This window comes from Streptomyces sp. NPDC005863, assembly GCF_042871345.1.
In the GTDB taxonomy this organism is placed as follows: Bacteria; Actinomycetota; Actinomycetes; order Streptomycetales; family Streptomycetaceae; genus Streptomyces.
This window is the reverse complement of the sequence record NZ_JBIAII010000003.1, coordinates 529498-545714: the sequence shown is the minus strand read 5'-3', so window position 1 is coordinate 545714 and position 16217 is coordinate 529498. Positions and strand designations below refer to the sequence as shown.

Annotated in this window: 15 protein-coding genes; 5 read left to right on the top strand and 10 right to left on the bottom strand. The window is 73.2% G+C overall.

Going from position 1 to position 16217, the window contains the following annotated elements:
* Positions 1–558 precede the first annotated feature (558 nt).
* Both ACFYO9_RS14795 and ACFYO9_RS14790 read right to left on the bottom strand, forming a co-directional pair.
* Positions 559–1461 carry an aminoglycoside phosphotransferase family protein gene (locus ACFYO9_RS14795; RefSeq protein ID WP_358773201.1) on the bottom strand — a complete coding sequence of 301 codons (903 nt, stop codon included), beginning with the start codon at positions 1459–1461 and terminating at the stop codon, positions 559–561.
* Between the two features lie 15 nt (positions 1462–1476).
* Positions 1477–2058 carry a TetR/AcrR family transcriptional regulator gene (locus ACFYO9_RS14790; RefSeq protein ID WP_355808742.1) on the bottom strand — a complete coding sequence of 194 codons (582 nt, stop codon included), beginning with the start codon at positions 2056–2058 and terminating at the stop codon, positions 1477–1479.
* A gap of 127 nt (positions 2059–2185) precedes the next feature.
* On the opposite strand from ACFYO9_RS14790, the gene ACFYO9_RS14785 reads away from it, so the two are divergent.
* Together ACFYO9_RS14785 and ACFYO9_RS14780 are read left to right on the top strand one after the other, a co-directional pair.
* Complete coding sequence (locus ACFYO9_RS14785; RefSeq protein WP_358773199.1) at positions 2186–3337, top strand: agmatine deiminase family protein; 1152 nt, start codon at positions 2186–2188, stop codon at positions 3335–3337.
* Between the two features lie 166 nt (positions 3338–3503).
* Positions 3504–4121, top strand: a complete 618-nt coding sequence (locus tag ACFYO9_RS14780; RefSeq protein WP_358773197.1) for a GNAT family N-acetyltransferase — start codon at positions 3504–3506, stop codon at positions 4119–4121.
* Here the strand turns inward: ACFYO9_RS14780 and ACFYO9_RS14775 are convergent.
* A complete protein-coding gene (locus ACFYO9_RS14775) occupies positions 4118–5101 on the bottom strand; it encodes a LysR family transcriptional regulator (protein WP_388666289.1) in 984 nt (327 codons plus the stop codon). The two genes, ACFYO9_RS14780 and ACFYO9_RS14775, sit on opposite strands and share 4 nt — an antisense overlap.
* A 49-nt stretch (positions 5102–5150) precedes the next feature.
* On the opposite strand from ACFYO9_RS14775, the gene ACFYO9_RS14770 reads away from it, so the two are divergent.
* On the top strand, positions 5151–5969 hold the full coding sequence (locus ACFYO9_RS14770) for an NAD(P)-dependent oxidoreductase (RefSeq protein ID WP_358773193.1): 819 nt from the start codon (positions 5151–5153) through the stop codon (positions 5967–5969).
* Positions 5970–6446: 477 nt separating this feature from the next.
* Here the strand turns inward: ACFYO9_RS14770 and ACFYO9_RS14765 are convergent, their stop codons facing one another.
* A complete protein-coding gene (locus ACFYO9_RS14765) occupies positions 6447–7016 on the bottom strand; it encodes a helix-turn-helix domain-containing protein (protein WP_355808757.1) in 570 nt (189 codons plus the stop codon).
* A gap of 179 nt (positions 7017–7195) precedes the next feature.
* On the opposite strand from ACFYO9_RS14765, the gene ACFYO9_RS14760 reads away from it, so the two are divergent.
* Positions 7196–9676, top strand: a complete 2481-nt coding sequence (locus ACFYO9_RS14760) for a glycoside hydrolase family 3 C-terminal domain-containing protein (RefSeq protein WP_358773191.1) — start codon at positions 7196–7198, stop codon at positions 9674–9676.
* Between the two features lie 31 nt (positions 9677–9707).
* Here ACFYO9_RS14760 and ACFYO9_RS14755 read toward each other — a convergent pair whose 3' ends face one another.
* Together ACFYO9_RS14755 and ACFYO9_RS14750 are read right to left on the bottom strand one after the other, a co-directional pair.
* Positions 9708–10700: an aldose epimerase family protein gene (locus ACFYO9_RS14755; protein ID WP_358773189.1), complete on the bottom strand. Its 993-nt coding sequence runs from the start codon at positions 10698–10700 to the stop codon at positions 9708–9710.
* 48 nt (positions 10701–10748) lie between these two features.
* Positions 10749–11657 carry an SGNH/GDSL hydrolase family protein gene (locus ACFYO9_RS14750; protein ID WP_358773187.1) on the bottom strand — a complete coding sequence of 303 codons (909 nt, stop codon included), beginning with the start codon at positions 11655–11657 and terminating at the stop codon, positions 10749–10751.
* Positions 11658–11998: 341 nt separating this feature from the next.
* On the opposite strand from ACFYO9_RS14750, the gene ACFYO9_RS14745 reads away from it, so the two are divergent.
* The gene (locus tag ACFYO9_RS14745) at positions 11999–12493 is read left to right on the top strand and encodes a DUF3145 domain-containing protein (RefSeq protein ID WP_055564346.1); all 495 of its coding nucleotides are present in this window, start codon (positions 11999–12001) and stop codon (positions 12491–12493) included.
* A gap of 74 nt (positions 12494–12567) precedes the next feature.
* Here the strand turns inward: ACFYO9_RS14745 and fabF are convergent, their stop codons facing one another.
* The 4 genes from fabF to ACFYO9_RS14725 form a co-directional block, all read right to left on the bottom strand.
* Positions 12568–13830 (bottom strand): beta-ketoacyl-ACP synthase II, encoded by a 1263-nt coding sequence (gene fabF, locus ACFYO9_RS14740; RefSeq protein WP_355808768.1) that lies wholly within the window; start codon positions 13828–13830, stop codon positions 12568–12570.
* A 70-nt stretch (positions 13831–13900) separates the two neighbouring features.
* Positions 13901–14149, bottom strand: coding sequence for an acyl carrier protein (locus ACFYO9_RS14735; protein ID WP_355808770.1), 249 nt, complete (start codon positions 14147–14149; stop codon positions 13901–13903).
* Positions 14150–14248: 99 nt separating this feature from the next.
* Positions 14249–15250 (bottom strand): ketoacyl-ACP synthase III, encoded by a 1002-nt coding sequence (locus tag ACFYO9_RS14730; protein ID WP_355808772.1) that lies wholly within the window; start codon positions 15248–15250, stop codon positions 14249–14251.
* A gap of 26 nt (positions 15251–15276) precedes the next feature.
* A complete protein-coding gene (locus ACFYO9_RS14725; protein WP_358773185.1) occupies positions 15277–16188 on the bottom strand; it encodes an ACP S-malonyltransferase in 912 nt (303 codons plus the stop codon).
* Positions 16189–16217 lie beyond the last annotated feature (29 nt).

The following is a 16217-nucleotide window of genomic DNA, read 5'->3' as shown; positions in this document are numbered from 1 at the left end:
GTGTTGGCGGTGCCCGCGTCCGGCGCCTACGGGCCGGGGCCGACGGCGCCTGCGGTCGGCTGCCCGGCCACCCGCTCGGTGAGCCGCGCGATCACGCGGCACGCGATGCGCCGCGGGCCTGGCGGCGCATCTGCTGGCGCCCTGAGGACAGGGGAGGGCCGGGGCGCGGACGGTGTTGGCGGCGCTCAGCGCCTACGGCCTGTGAAGCGACGGCGCCTGCGGTCAGTTACCTGGCCACCTGTTCGGTCAGCCGCGCGATGACGCGGCGCGGAGCTGGAGGTGCCCAGCGCCCACGGTCCGGGAGCCGTCAGTGCCGTCAGTGCCGTCAGTGCCGACGGAGCCGTCCAGCCGTCAGGGCCGACGGCGCCTGCGGTCGGCTGCCCGGCCACTCGCTGGGTCAGTCATGCGATGACGCGGCGCGGGGCCGGCGGAGACCAGCGCCCACGGCCCGTGAGCCGACGGAGCCGTCAGCACCGGCGGAGCGACGGAGCCGCAGGTCGACGGAGCCCTCAGCCCACCGCCTCGGGTCGGCTACCCAGCCCACGCGCCTCCGGTCGGCTACCCAGCCCCCCGCCCCGTCAGCCGCGCGACAACGCGGCGCGCTATGCGGGCCATCACCGGGTTCGTCCGGTGGTAGTACGACAGTTCCATGAGGGCGATCGTCAGGGCCCAGCCCCGTCCCCGTGCCCACATCGCGTCGTCCGTCGCCGGGCCGAGCGTCGCGCGGAAGGACTCTCGGGCCTCGGCGTTCATCAGGTACCACGGGGAGATCAGGTCGACGGCCGGATCCCCCGTACCCATGCATCCGAAGTCGATGACCGCGCCGAGCCGGCCCCGCTCGACGAGGACGTTGCCCGGTTGTAGATCGCCGTGCACCCACACGGGCGGACCCGGCCACGCCGGGGCGCCGAGCGCGGTCTCCCACACCGCCGTCGCGGCGGGCCCGTCCACGGCGTCGCCCAGCGCGGCGAGCACCGCGCGTGTCTCGTCGTCGCGCTCCGCCAGCGGGCCGCTCCGATAGGCCGCCGGCGCCCCGGCCGGGTCCACCGCGCGCAGAGCGGTCACGAACTCCGCGACGTCCCTCCCGAACCGCACGGGCTCGGCGAGCTCCCGGTCCGGATCGGGCGTCCCACCCTCCAGCCACCGGAAGACGGACCACGGGTACGGGTACCCCTCGCCCGGCCGCCCCTTCCCCAGCGGTACGGGAATCGCGACGGGCAGCGCGGGCGCGAGCCGGGGCAGCCAAGCCTGCTCCCGCTCCACGTCCCGCGCCGCGCCCGCGACCCGCGGCAGCCGCACCACCATGTCCGCACCCAGCCGGTACATGGCGTTGGACGTCCCCGCGGAGTCCACGCGCGCCACGTCGAGCCCGCCCCACGCCGGGAACTGCGCCCCGACCAGCCGCCGCACCAGGCCCTCGTCGATGTCGGCCTCGTCGGCGTGCATCCTGCCCGTACTCATGGATCCCCCCATCGCTCAGTGCTGCCCCAACTCCACGTCGACCGCGCCCCGCAGCAACTCGTGGGCCCGGTCGAGCGGCAGCGACTCGCTCAGCCACCGCTCGCTCAACCCCTCGACCAGCGCGGTCAGCCGCTCGGCCGCGGCCTCCGCGTCGACCCCGGCACGGGCCTGCCCGGCGGCCACGGCCCGCCGTACGAGGTGCGCCAGGTCCTCGGCCCACTCCCGGGTGGCGGCGGCCAGCTGCTCGCGCAGGTCCGGGTCGAAGACGGCGGTGGCGCGCAGCTCGCCCCAGGCCGCGCTGTTCTCCCGTACGCGGGGGGTGTCCTGGAGCTCCAGGAGCAGCAGGTCGGTGAGCTGGGCGCGCGGATCGTGGTCCGGGGCGGTGTCGAGGGCCGGGTCGGTGTAGCGGACGGCGCGGCGGCCGATGAACTCCAGCGTGCGGCGGAGCAGCCCCGCACGGTCCTTGAAGTGGTAGTAGATCAGCGCGGTCGAGACGCCGGCCTCGGCGGACACTTCCTCCACCCGCAGCCCGCGCACGCCACGCCGCGCGATGAGCCGGGCGGCGGCTTCGAGGATCTGGGTGGGCCTGTCCGGCATCGCATACTCCACTGCCTGAGGAAACCGCCCGCGGAAAGACGGTGACGGTCGACGTGTCCGATGCCCGATCATGCCTTACGCTCGTACTGACCAAATTTTCAGTCAAGGTCAGTCAAGGGGATCGATCATGTCGTTCACGTTCACGCGGATGTCCAGGCGCCGGGCCGTGGGGATCGGGGGCCTCGCCGCCCTCGGCGTGACGCTGAGCGCCTGCGGGGGCGGGGGTATCGGCGGGCGGGGGAGGAGGGACCGCGCCGAGCCGGCCGCCGCGACCCCCGGCGGCGGCCGCCGCATGCCCGAGGAGTCGGCGCCGCACGAGCTGACGTACATGTCCTGGCCGACCCGCCGCATCTGGAGCTCGGACGTGCACGCCGTCCGCGAGGACATCGCGCGGATCGCCCGGACGATCGCCGAGTTCGAACCGGTGACCCTGCTGGCGAACGAGCGGGACGTGGCGGCGGCCCGGTGCGCCTGCGGCTCGGGCGTGACGGTCGTGCCGGTCCCGGTGGACGACCTGTGGATGCGGGACACCGGACCGAGCTTCGTCCTCGGCCCGGACGGCATCGCGGGCGTCGACCTCAACTTCAACGGCTGGGGCGACAAGCAGCAGCACGACCGCGACGGAGAGGTCGCGCGGGAGATCCTCGCGGACCGGCACTTCGCCAGGATCGAGGCGCCGCTCGTCGGGGAGGGCGGCGCGATCGAGGTCGACGGGGCGGGCACGCTGCTCGCGACCGAGAGCTCGCTGGTCAACGAGAACCGCAACCCCGGAAAGTCCCGCGCCGACATCGAGCGCGAGCTGAAGAGGCTCTTCGGCGCCACCGAGGTCCTCTGGGTGGACGGTGTCCGGGGCGAGGACATCACGGACTGCCACATCGACGCGCTGGCCCGGTTCACCGAACCCGGTGTGGTCCTCATGAGCACGCCGAGCCAGGCGGCGCCCGATGACGTCTGGTCGAAGGCGTACGCACAGGCGCGCGAGACCCTGGGCGCGGCGGAGGACGCCCGGGGCAAGCGCCTCGACCTCGTCTCCCTGCCCGAGCCGTCCGACATCGGCCGCCGCGGCGACGACTTCCTCGCGACCTACGTGAACTACTACGTGGCCAATGGCGCCGTGATCATGCCCCGCTTCGGCGACAGGAGGGCGGACGACGAGGCGGCGTCGATCGTGCGGGACCTGTACCCGGGCCGCAGGGTCGTCCAGGTCCCTGTGGACGCCCTGGGCGAGGGCGGCGGCGGCATCCACTGCGCGACCCAGCAGCTGCCGAAGAAGGGCTGAAGTGCGCCGAGGTGTGTGAGTGTGCTTCCGAGGAGCGCGGCACCCACCCGCGCCGTCACCCCGCCCGCCTACACCCCGCCGACCCGGCACAGAGCAGCCGGGACAGCCCACCCGGCGCAGAGCAGTCGGCGCAGGACAGCCGGCGCAGAACAGGAGCAGAGACCATGTGGCCGAGACACCGACCGCTGACGGACTCGCCCTCTCCGCACCGGGATTGACGCTGCGGCCGTGGCGCCCCGGCGACGCCCCCGCACTCCTCGCGGCCCACCGCCACCCGGACCTGCGCCGCTGGATCACGACGAACCTGGCGAGCACGGCCGACGCGCGCCGCTGGATCGACGAGCAGGGCGCGGCGTGGTCCGCGGGCACCCGGTTCAACTTCGCCGTGACCATGACCATGACCGAGGCGGGGGACCGGGGTGCGGGCGGCGATGACGTGGCCGGACGCCTCGTCGGCGAGGTGCTGCTCAAGGTCGTGCCCGACAGCGCGCGGCCCGGTGCCGCCGCGGAGGTGGGCTACTGGACCGTGCCCGAGGCCCGGGGCAAGGGCGTGGCCCCGCGCGCCCTGGAAGCCCTCTCGCGCTGGGCGCTCGCCGCACCGCACCTGACGCCGGCCGGCCGCCTTGAACTCCTCCACACCGTCGCCAATACGAGCTCCTGCCGTACGGCCCTGAAGTGCGGGTACGTCCTGGACTCCGTACTGTCGCCGTTCCCGCCCGACTACCCGGGTGAGGGCCACCTCCACGTCCGCACGAACGATGCGGCCCGAGCGCGGCTCGCCTAGCCCACTTTTCCCGCCGCCACGCGCAGCGCCGCCAGGAACGGGGACGTCGCGGGGGTCGGGGTCAGGGTTCTGGGGGTCGCCGCGTACACCGCGCGGGCGGGGAGGCCCTCGTCCCGTACGGGGACCAGGGTGATGTCCGGTCGTACGCCCTCCGCCGCGAGTGCGGGGACCAGGGTCACGCCGAGGCCCGCCGCGACGTAGCCCTGTTTGGCCGTCCACTCCGCGACGACGTGGGCGATGCGCGGGCGGAAGCCGTGGCGGAGTGCCGGGTCGAGGAGGGCGCGCTCGCCGTTGCGGGTGCCCGACACCCAGTCCTCGGCGGCGAGTTGAGGCAGGGACACTTCCGGCTCGGTCGACAGCGCGTGGCCCGCGGGCAGGGCGACGTACAACTCCTCGTCGAGCAGATGGTGCAGGTCGTACGCCTCGCCGGGCCGCGCGCCGCCCGTCGACGACACCACCGCCAGGTCGAGTTCGCCCTCCGCCAGGCGGGCCAGGAGGGCGGGCGTCAGGCCCTCCTCGCGGGTCAGGACCACGCCCGGGTGACGGGCCCGGAACCCGGCGATGGCCCGCGGCACCAGCCCCGCGTCCGCCGTCGCGAACGCCCCGACCCGCAGCGGCCCGCCCGACGCGTCCCGCAGGGCCGCCAACTCCCGCCCCACGGTGCTCAGTCGGGACAGGATGTCCTGCGCGTGCGGGAGCAGCGCCCGGCCCTGCGCGGTCGGCCGTACCCCGCGCGGCAACCGGTCGAAGAGCGGCGCCCCGCCCAGCGCCGCCTCCAGCGCGGAGATCTGCCGCGACACCGCGGACTGCGTCCACCCCAGCTCCCGCGCGGCCACGGTGAAGGAACCGTGCCGGGCCACGTCGAGGAACGTGCGGAGCCAGACGGTCGACAGTTCCGGGGGTGCCGGGTTCGGGGGTGAGGGGGCCGGGGGTGTGGTGGTGGGCCCGTGTGTGGCATGCGGGTTCGGCATGGCCCGCATGCTAGACATTCGCTTGTCGCATGACGGCGCCGGGCCTAGCGTCGACCGCATGGAAAAGATCGCATTCCTCGGCCTCGGCCACATGGGCGAGCCGATGGCCCGTCAACTCCTGGCGGCCGAGCACCCGTTGACCGTCTGGAACCGTACCCCGGAGAAGGCGGAGCGCCTCGTCGAAGCGGGCGCCACGGCCGCCGCGAGCCCCGCCGAGGCGGTGCGCGACGCCGACGTCGTCATCACGATGCTCGCGGGCCCCGACGCCGTACGCGAGGTCGCCGACGCCGTCCTTCCCGCGCTGCGCGCCGGCTCGTACTGGGTGGAGATGTCGACCGTCGGGCCCGAGACCGTGCGGGAGTTGGCGGACCGCGTCCCGGCCGGTGTCACCCTCGTCGACGCCCCCGTCATGGGCAGCACGGACAAGGCGGCCGAGGGGAGGCTCGGCATCCTCGCGGGCGGCGACGCGGCGGCCGTCGAGCACGTGCTCGCCCGCTTCGGTCCGGTCACCCGTACCGGGGTGCTCGGCTCCGGCGCCGCGCTCAAGCTCGTCGTGAACACGGCGGTCCTCGGGGGCGTGGCCCTGGTCGCCGAGGCCATGAAGCTCGCGGACTCCCTGGAGCTCGCGGAGGACACGGCGCGGGAGGCGTTGGCGGCGGGGCCGCTCGGTGGTGCGGTTGCCCGGGCCTTCGCGAAGGGTGTGCACTTCGCCAATGACTTGGCGGTCAAGGACGTCGCCCTCGCGACGGGGGTCGCGGGGCTCCCGGTGATGGAGGCGGTGCTTGACCATTTCAGGTCGGCGTGTACGGATCCGGCGGTGGCCACGGAGGACATCTCCCGAGCGGTCCCCCACATCCGGGCCCGGCCCTCCACGTGACGGTGGCCCCGGTGCGGGGTGGCTCGGCGCGCTGCCGGTTGCGGCCCGGTGGGGGCTGGTCGCGCAGTTCCCCGCGCCCCTAAACGGGCATCGCCCGTGAGGGGGTGGTTTCTTCGGCTGCGGCCCGGTGGGGGCTGGTCGCGCAGTTCCCCGCGCCCCTAAAACGGCACCTCCGGCGCGGCCCACGCCGCTGCCCCGTAAGGGGGTGGTTTCTTAAGGCTGCGGCCGGTGGGGGTTGATCGCGCAGTTCCCCGCGCCCCTAAAACGGCACCTCCGGCGCTGCCCACCCCACCGCCCCGTAAGGGACGCGGAGAACGGCACGAGCAACCCCCACGGGCCAGCAGGGAGACTGTCAGGGACGGCGGGGGATAGGGGCGCGGGGAACTGCGCAAGAAAACCCACCGGCCCGCACGCCAAAGACGGACCTCAGCCCCCAGATAAGGGGCGCGGGGAACTGCGCAAAGAACCCCCACCCGCCTAGTGCACGTCACCCTCCACGTCCAGCAACCGCAGAAAGTCCCGAAATGCCCCCGCCATATCCACCGAGCCGGGGTCCAAAAGCCACTGGTACTGCAACCCGTCCATCACCGCCGCAAGCAACACCGCCGCCGCCTCCGGCGTAAGCCCCCCCGGCAACCGCTCCCCGTACTCCGCCCGCAAAACCGCCGAGAAAGCACCCCGCACCGCCGCATACCGCCCCGCGAAGAAGCCCCGCGCCGGATGCCCCTCCGTCACGCTCTCGCCGAGCAACGCGGCGAACGTCTGCACGAGTCCGGGCCGCATCGCGTTGTACTCCACCAGTGAGCCGAGCAGATCGAGCCGCCACTCGCCGCCCGGCACCGCGTCCCACTGGTCGCGGGCCTCCAGGACGGCGACCAGCAGCGCCTCCTTCGTGGGGAAGTAGTGCAGCAGGCCCTGCTGGGTGAGCCCCACCCGCTCCGCGACCGCCCCGAGGCTCGCGCCCCGGTACCCGCGCTCGGCGATCACCTCGAACGCCGCCCGCAGAATCTCCGCGCGCCGCTCCTCGCCCCTGGCCGTCGCCACCATGGCCGTGCCCCTTCCGTACGTCCTCGCCCGGAGGACCGTACGACATGTTTAGGTAACGGGACCATAACAAAACCTACTCCTCTACAGGTTCAGCCCGCACGATGGAAGGGCGCGCCCGCCCCACAGACGCGGACCGGAACCAAACCGAACCGAACCGAACGGAAACGAGGAGGCACCCCATGGCGGGACCCGAACCCACCGAAGACGACCACGCCCGCACCCGACGCGACGCCGCCGTCGACGCCGCCCTCGCCGCGCTCGACCTGGACGCCAAGGCCCGCCTGCTCGGCGGCCGCACCATGTGGTCGCTGCACGCCCTGCCCGAGATCGGCCTGCGGCCCCTCGTGATGTCGGACGGCCCGATCGGCGTGCGCGGCGTCCGCTGGACCGCCGACGACCCGTCCGTCGCCCTGCCGTCCCCGACCGCGCTCGCCGCCACCTGGGACCAGGACCTGGCCCACCGCGTGGGCGCGCTGCTCGCGCAGGAGGCCCGCCGCAAGGGCGTCCACGTGCTCCTCGCCCCCACCGTCAACCTCCACCGCTCCCCGCTCGGCGGCCGGCACTTCGAGGCGTACAGCGAGGACCCGTATCTGACGGGCGTCATCGGCACCGGCTATGTGCGAGGCGTGCAGTCCGGCGGCGTCGGCACCACCGTCAAGCACTTCGTCGCCAACGACGCCGAGACCGACCGCTTCACCGTCGACAACAAGGTCTCCGCGCGCGCCCTGCGCGAGCTGTACCTGGCGCCCTTCGAGGCGATCGTCGCGAACGCCCGCCCCTGGGGCATCATGACCGCCTACAACCAGGTCAACGGCGTGACGATGACCGAGCACCACCAACTCGTCCAGGGCGTCCTGCGCGGCGAATGGGGCTTCGACGGCGTCAACGTCTCCGACTGGATGGCCGCCCGCTCCACCGTCGGCGCCGTCGAGGGCGGCCTCGACCTCGCGATGCCGGGCCCCGGGACCGTGTACGGCGCACCGCTCGCCGCCGCCGTCCGCGCGGGCGAGGTCGCCGAGGAGAGCGTCGACGCGGCCGTCCGCAACGTCCTGCGCCTCGCCGCCCGCACCGGCGCCCTCGACGGCGCCGAGCCGGCCGTCGCCCCGCGCGACCTGCCCGCCGCCATCGACGGCGAGGCGCTGGCCCGCGAGGTCGCCCGCCGCGCCTTCGTCCTCGTGCGCAACGAGAACCGGACCCTGCCCCTCACCGGCACTGGTGGAAGGGAAACAGACACCCCCACCGTCGCCCTCAGCGGCGCCGCCGCCCGTGACGCCCGCATCCTCGGCGGCGGCTCCGCTACCGTCTTCCCCGCGCACGTCGTCTCCCCGCTCGACGGCCTGACCGCCGCCCTGCCCGAGGGCGCCCTCTCGTACTCCGTCGGCGCCGACCCCAGCGACGAACTCGCCCCCGCAGGGCAGGGGTTCGCGCTCCACGCGGTCTGCCGCGACGCCGACGGCGCCGTCCTCGGCGAGGGCCGCCTCCCCTCCGGCCAGGTCCAGTGGATCGGCGACGACCTGCCCGAGGGCGTCACCCACGAGACCCTGGCGAGCGTCGAGGTGCGCGGCACCTTCACCCCGCGCGAGAGCGGCGACCACGCGTTCGGGACGCGCGGCCTCGGCGCCTTCACGCTCACCGTCGACGGCGAGACGCTCTATGACGACGTCCAGCGGATGGAGTCCGGGGCCGACCCCTTCGAGGCGTTCTTCGGCGCGCCCGTCGAGCGCGGCAAGGTGACGCTCACCGCGGGCAGGACCGTCGAGGTCTCCCTGCGCCACACCCGCGGCAAGGAGTCCGCGGCGCCACTGCCGGCCGTCATGTTCTCCCTCGTCCACCTCGGCCCGCGGCGCGACCCCGACGAGCTGATCGCCGAGGCCGTCGAGGCCGCCGGTGCCGCCGACACCGCCGTCGTGGTCGTCTCCACCACCGAACGCGTCGAGTCCGAGGGCTTCGACCGGCGTGACCTGCGGCTGCCGGGGCGCCAGGACGACCTGGTGCGCGCCGTGGCCGCGGCCAACCCCAGGGCCGTCGTGGTCGTCAACTCCGGTGCCCCGGTGGAACTTCCGTGGCGCGACGAGGTCGCCGCGATCCTGCTCGGCTGGTTCCCGGGACAGGAGGGCGGCGCCGCGCTCGCGGACGTCCTGCTCGGCGTCGAGGAGCCGGGCGGCCGGCTCCCCACCACCTGGGGCGACCTCGCGTCCGCCCCCGTCAGCCAGGTCACCCCCGAGGACGGCGAACTCGCGTACTCCGAAGGCGTGTTCATCGGCTACGCGGCCTGGGAGAAGGCGGGCGCCACACCCTCGTACCCCTTCGGCCACGGCCTCGGCTACACCGACTGGACGTACGAGTCGCTGCACGTCGAGGGCACCACCGTCACTGTCCGCGTCCGCAACTCCGGGGAGCGCGCGGGCCGCGAGGTCGTCCAGGTCTATCTGGCCCCCGCCCACCAGGACGGCACCCGCCCGGCCCGCCGCCTCGCGGGCTTCGCACTCGCCCAGGCGGCACCCGGCGAGACGGCCGAGGTGACCGTCGAACTCCCGCGCCGCGCCTTCGAGACCTGGGACGAGACCGCCGGCGCGTGGGCCTACCGGGAAGGCCGGTACGAGGTGGAGGCCGCCCACTCCCTCACGGACCGCCGCCTGAGCGAGACGGTGGTCGCCTGACGCCCGGCCGGACCACCGCCCCCCATGGGACTCACGTCACGGAGAAGCCGTACACCGTCTCCGACGCGAACACCTCACCCGGCCGCAGCACCGTGGAGGGAAACCCGGCCCGGTTCGGGGAGTCGGGAAAGCGCTGCGTCTCCAGCGCGATCCCCGCGCAGGGCGCGAACGGCAGGTCCGGCGCGAAGTGGTCGCCCGTGTAGAGCTGGAGCCCCGGTTCGGTCGTCGAGACCGTCAGGACCCGGCCCGAGCCCGGGTCGCGCAGCGCAGCCACCTCGACCGGCGCCGCCGTGACCCCCTTGTCCAGCGCGTAGTTGTGGTCGTAGCCGGGCCCGGCGCCGGCCGCCGCGCGGAAGTCGTACCGCGTCCCCGCCACGTCCTCGTACGCCCCGGTCGGAATCCCGTCGGCGTCCGTGGGCGTGATCCGGGACGCGGCGATCCGCACCTCGTGGCCGAGCGCGTCGCTCCCGCCGTCCGCGCCCGCCAGGTTCCAGTACGTGTGGTTGGTGAGGTTCACGACGGTCGGGGCGTCGGTGGTCGCCTCGTAGGCGATCCGCAGCGCGCCCGCCTCATCCAGCGTGTACGTCGCCGCGACCGCGAGCCGCCCGGGGTAGCCCTCCTCGCCGTCGGGGGAGACCCGCGAGAGCCGCACCCCGTGTCCACCGGCGGGCTCCGCGTCCCACACGTGCTGGTCGAAGCCGCGCTCGCCGCCGTGCAGGGCGTTGGGCCCGTTGTTGCGCGCGAGCCGGAAGGTCCGCCCTTCGAGCGTGAAGGAGCCGCCCGCGATCCGGTTCGCGTACCGCCCCACCAGCGCCCCGAAGTAGGGCCCCGGGTGCGCCAGATACCCCTCCAGGCCCCCGAACCCCAGCGCCACCGGTGTCGCCCCGCCGGATCCGTCCGGAACCTCCGCCGACTGCACGATCCCGCCGTACGTCAGGACGCGCACCCGCACCCCGCCCCGTTCCAGGGTCCAGCGGTGGACGGGCGTGCCGTCGGGGAGCGTCCCGAAGAGTTCACTGCGCATGATCGAGACCCTACGCCGGGCCGGTCGCGCCCGGCCCGGACGAGGGAGCTACGACGCCGACTTGCGCGCCGTCACCTTGCGGTAGGCGATCTCGGCGAGCCTCGCCTGGCCGTTCTTGCTCGGGTGGAACCAGTCCCAGTGGCTCAACTGGTCGCCGTCGAAGCGGTAGTCGAAGACCGCACCGCCGTCGTACCGGCACCGCCGGTCCTGGTCACAGACCTCTTCCAGGACGTCGTTGTACGCGACCACGCGGTCCCGCACCCTCGCCCGCCGCTCGGTCGCCGCGGCGTCCAGGTCATCGGGGTCGGACAGCATCGAGGCGCAGATGCCCAGCTTCCACACCTGCTTGCCCAGCGGGTTGGTCCGCCCCTGCGACCAGAGCCGCTTCAGGTCCGGCACCGACGCCACGTACACCTGGGCCTTCGGCAGCTCGCGGCGCAGGGCCCGCATCGCCCGCTCGAAGTCGGCGCGGAAGTCGGCGACCGGCGTCATCGAGGAGACCGAGTGGCGGCAGGCGTCGTTGGCGCCCGTCATCACCGTGACCAGCTCCGGCCGCTCGGCGGCGGCCTGTTCGACCTGCCGGGTCAGATCCGCCATCCGGGCCCCGGTCTTCGCGTGGTTCCAACTGTGCGAGGAGGCCCGTGTCTTCCCGAGCAGCCGGGTCGCCAGGCTGTCGACCTCGTTGTCGGTGCCGGTCGCCCAGGACGCCTCGGGGCAGTCGGAGAGCACCGAGCAGGCGTCGAAGCCACGGGTGATGGAGTCGCCGACGGCGGCCACCGAGCGGGGCGAGGTGTCCCAGACGGGGGTGGGTGAGGGGGAGGGCTTGGCGTGGCCGGGCGAACCCGGCGCCGGCGAGTTGCCGCCCTGCGCGTCACACGCGGTGAGCGCCCCGCCGCACAGAAGGGCCGCGGTCGCGAACGCGACCACGGCACGCGAGCGGCGCCTGCGACTGTGCATCCCTGCTCCCCTCGGTCGTTCAACGTGACGTCGTGCGCGCGGCCGGGGTTGCGCCCCGCCGGGTGAATGGTCGGCGTTTCCTGGCCTTCGGACCGACGGTACGTCACACTCCTTGCGCCGCCGCACGGTAGCCTCGGCCCCGTAGCCGCCGGGCCTGTCGCTGTCACGGCAGCGACAGGGCGGGTGTCCACCCGGTGGCGCCCCGCTGCAGTGGTTCCGCTAAATTACATCACGTCACATCTGTCCCCTTTTCCCAGGTTTATCTAGTATTTGGGAAAACTGCTCGGCACGGGCGCGAGGCCGCTGGGGAAGGCGAACCTCGACCCACACTGGAGGTCCCGGTGACGACACGTGGAGTTCTGTACGTGCACTCCGCTCCGCGCGCGCTGTGCCCACACGTCGAGTGGGCCGTCGCGGGCGTGCTCGGCGCGCGCGTGAGCCTCGACTGGATCAGGCAGCCCGCGGCGCCGGGCACCTGGAGATCCGAATTCTCCTGGCAGGGCTCGGTGGGCACCGCCTCCAAGCTCGCCTCCGCCCTGCGTGGCTGGGACCTGCTGCGCTTCGAGGTCACGGCCGAACCCTGCGCGAGCGCCGAGGGCGAGCGGTACAGCGCCACGCCCGAGCTCGGCATCTACCACGCCGTCACCGGCATCCACGGCGACATCCTGATCCCCGAGGACCGGCTGCGCGCCGCGCTCGCCCGCTCGCAGCGCGGCGAGAGCGACCTGGAGGCCGAGCTCGCCAAGCTCCTCGGCAAGCCCTGGGACGACGAGCTGGAACCCTTCCGGTACGCGGGTGAGGGCGCGCCCGTGCGGTGGCTCCACCAGGTGGTCTGACGCCCGCCTGCTCGCAGGCAATGCGAAGGGGCCCCACCGGGTGGTGGGGCCCCTTCGCGTGCGTGCGGGTGGACTCAGACGGTCCGGAACGCCAGGACGACGTTGTGGCCGCCGAAGCCGAACGAGTCGTTCAGCGCCGCGATCCGGCCCTCAGGCAGCGCACGGGCCTCGTCCCGGATGACGTCCGCGTCGACCTCGGGGTCGAGGTTCTCGATGTTGATCGTCGGCGGGGCCATGCGGTGCTTGAGCGCGAGGACCGTGGCCACGGTCTCCACGCCGCCCGCGCCACCGAGCAGGTGACCCGTCATCGACTTGGTGCTGGCGATCGCCATGTGGTCCACGTCGTCGCCGAACGCCTTGCGCAGCGCCTTGATCTCCGCGACGTCACCCTGCGGCGTCGAGGTCGCGTGCGCGTTCACGTGCACGATCTCGGCGGGCTTGAGGTCGGTCGTGTCGATCAGGTTCTGCAGCGCCGCGGCGATGCCGTTGCCGGACGGCTCGGGCTGCGTGATGTGGTGGGCGTCGGCCGAGATGCCCTGGCCGACGGCCTCCGCGTAGATCTTGGCGCCGCGGGCCTTGGCGTGCTCCTGCGACTCGAGGACGACGACGCCGGCGCCCTCGCCGAGCACGAAGCCGTTGCGGTCCGCGTCGTAGGGGCGCGAGGCACCCTGCGGGTCGTCGTTGTTCTTGGACATCGCCATCATGTTGCCGAACGCGACGATCGGCAGCGGGTGGATCGCCGCCTCCGTGCCGCCCGCGACGACGACGTCGGCGCGGCCGGTGCGGATCATCTCGATCGCGTAGCCGATGGCCTCCGCGCCCGAGGCGCAGGCCGACACCGGGGTGTGGACGCCCGCGTGGGCGCCCAGCTCGATGCCGACGTTGGCCGCCGGGGAGTTGGGCATCAGCATCGGCACGGTGTGCGGGGAGACGCGGCGTACGCCCTTCTCCTTGAGCACGTCGTACTGGTCGAGCAGCGTGGTCACGCCGCCGATGCCGGAGGCGATGACGGCGCCCAGACGGTGCGGGTCCACCGAGGTGTCCTCGCCCGCCTTCGCGGTGAAGCCGGCGTCCGCCCAGGCCTCCTTGGCCGCGATCAGCGCGAACTGCGCCGACCGGTCCAGCTTGCGGGCCTGCGGGCGGGGGATGATCTCGCCGGGCTCGACGGCGATCTGGCCGGCGATGCGGACGGGCAGCTCGGCTGCCCAGTCCTGCTCCAGCGCGCTGACGCCGGAGCGGCCCGCGAGCAGGCCCTCCCACGTCGACGCTGCGTCGCCACCCAGCGGTGTGGTTGCGCCGATACCGGTGACGACCACGGTGCGATTGGTCGAGTTCACAGGAAAATTCTCCACGGTGTTGAGGGGATCAGCGGCGCCACCGCCGGGTGGCGACAGAGCACGGGGCAGATCAGCCCTGGTGCTCGAGGATGTACTTGGTCGCGTCGCCGACCGTCTTGAGGTTCTTGACGTCGTCGTCGGGAATCTTGACGTCGAAGCGCTCTTCGGCGGCGACGACGACCTCGACCATGGACAGCGAGTCGACGTCCAGGTCGTCGGTGAAGGACTTGTCCATCTGGACGTCCTCGACCGGGATGCCGGCGATCTCGTTCACGATCTCCGCGAGACCGGCGACGATCTCTTCCTGAGTGGCGGCCATGTCGGCGCTCCTTCTTGTGTATCCAGAGGGTGTGGCGCCCGCCGCAGGAGCGGCAGGGTGGTTTACAGCCGTACGGACCGGATGGTCCGGACGGAGTGCCTAGGGGAGGGTAACGACCGTGGCGGCGTACACGAGACCCGCCCCGAAGCCGATGACGAGCGCGGTGTCGCCGCTCTTCGCCTCGCCGGTCGCCAGGAGCCGCTCCATTGCGAGCGGGATCGAGGCGGCCGAGGTGTTGCCGGTGGTGCGCACGTCACGGGCGACCGTGACGTGTTCCGGCAGTTTCAGAGTCTTCACCATCGAGTCGATGATCCGCTCGTTGGCCTGGTGCGGAATGAAGACATCCAGGTCGTCCGCGGTGATTCCGGCCGCGTCCAGCGCCTGCTGGGCGACCTTCGCCATCTCGAACACGGCCCAGCGGAAGACCGCCTGGCCCTCCTGCGTGATGGCCGGGAACTTGTCGAGCGTGCCGTTGCGGTACGCCTCCCAGCTCTCGGTCTGCTTGATCGTCCCGGCCTTGTCGCCCTCCGAGCCCCAGACCGTCGGGCCGATCTTCGGCTCCTTGGAGGGGCCGACGATCACGGCGCCCGCGCCGTCACCGAAGAGGAACGCCGTCGCCCGGTCGCTCAGGTCGGTGAGGTCGCTCAGCCGCTCCACGCCGATCACCAGGACGTACTCGGCGGAACCCTCGACGACCATGCCCTTGGCGAGGGTCAGGCCGTAGCCGAAGCCGGCGCAGCCCGCGGAGATGTCGAACGCGGCGGGCCTGCCCGCGCCGATCTTGTCCGCGATCTCGGTCGCGATGGCGGGGGTCTGCTTGAAGTGCGAGACGGTGGAGACGACCACGGCACCGATCTGCTCGGGCGTGATGCCGGCGTCGGCGATCGCCTTGCCGGAGGCCTCCACGGACATCGCGGCCACGGTCTCCTCCTCGGAGGCCCAGTGGCGGGTCGCGATGCCGGAGCGGGAACGGATCCACTCGTCCGACGAGTCGATCGTCTCGAGGATGACCTCGTTCGGCACGACGCGCGTGGGACGGTAGCCGCCGACACCCATGATCCGTGCGTACGGGTGGCCCTGGCCGGCCTTGATCTTCGACATGCGCTACGGCTCCTTGTCGCTCTCGGCTAGGAATGCTCGGCGACGAGCTCGCGGGCCGCGTCGAGGTCATCGGGGGTCTTCACCGCGAGCGTCTTGACGCCCGGCAGCGCGCGCTTGGCGAGACCGGTCAGGGTGCCGCCGGGGCACACCTCGATCAGCGCCGTCACGCCCATCTCCTTGAAGGTCTCCATGCACAGGTCCCAGCGGACCGGGTTGGCGACCTGACCGACCAGGCGCGTGATCACGTCGGCGCCGGCGTCGACCGCCCTGCCGTCGCGGTTCGAGACGTACGGGAATCGCGGGTCGCCGAGGTCGAGGCCCTTGGCGGCCTCCTCCAGCTGGGCCACCGCGGGAGCCATGTGCTCGGTGTGGAACGCGCCCGCGACCTTGAGGGCGACAACCTTGCGGACGCCCTCGGGCTTGTCCTCCGCGAGGGCGGCGAGCTGCTCCAGGGTGCCCGCGGCCACGATCTGGCCCGCGCCGTTCACGTTCGCCGGGGTCAGGCCCAGCTTCTCCAGGTGCGGGACGGTGACCTCGGGGGAGCCGCCGAGCAGCGCGGCCATGCCGGTCTCGGTGACGGCGGCGGCCTCGGCCATGGCCAGGCCGCGCTTGCGCACGAGCTTCAGGGCGGCGTCGTCGGTGAGCACACCCGTGTACGCGGCGGCGGTGATCTCGCCGACGCTGTGTCCGGCGACGGCGCCGGGCGTGATGTCACCGAGTGCCGCGGCGGAGAGCAGACCGGCGGCCACCAGCAGCGGCTGGGCCACGGCGGTGTCGCGGATCGCGTCCGCGTCGGCCTGGGTGCCGTAGTGGGCGAGGTCGAGCCCGATGGCGTCGGACCAGGCGGCGATGCGGTCCGCAGCACCGGGGAGGTCGAGCCAGGGGGTCAGGAAGCCGGGCGTCTGAGCGCCTTGGCCGGGAGCGACGAGTACGAGCACTCTTACACTCTCTCTTGTGGACGGTGGGG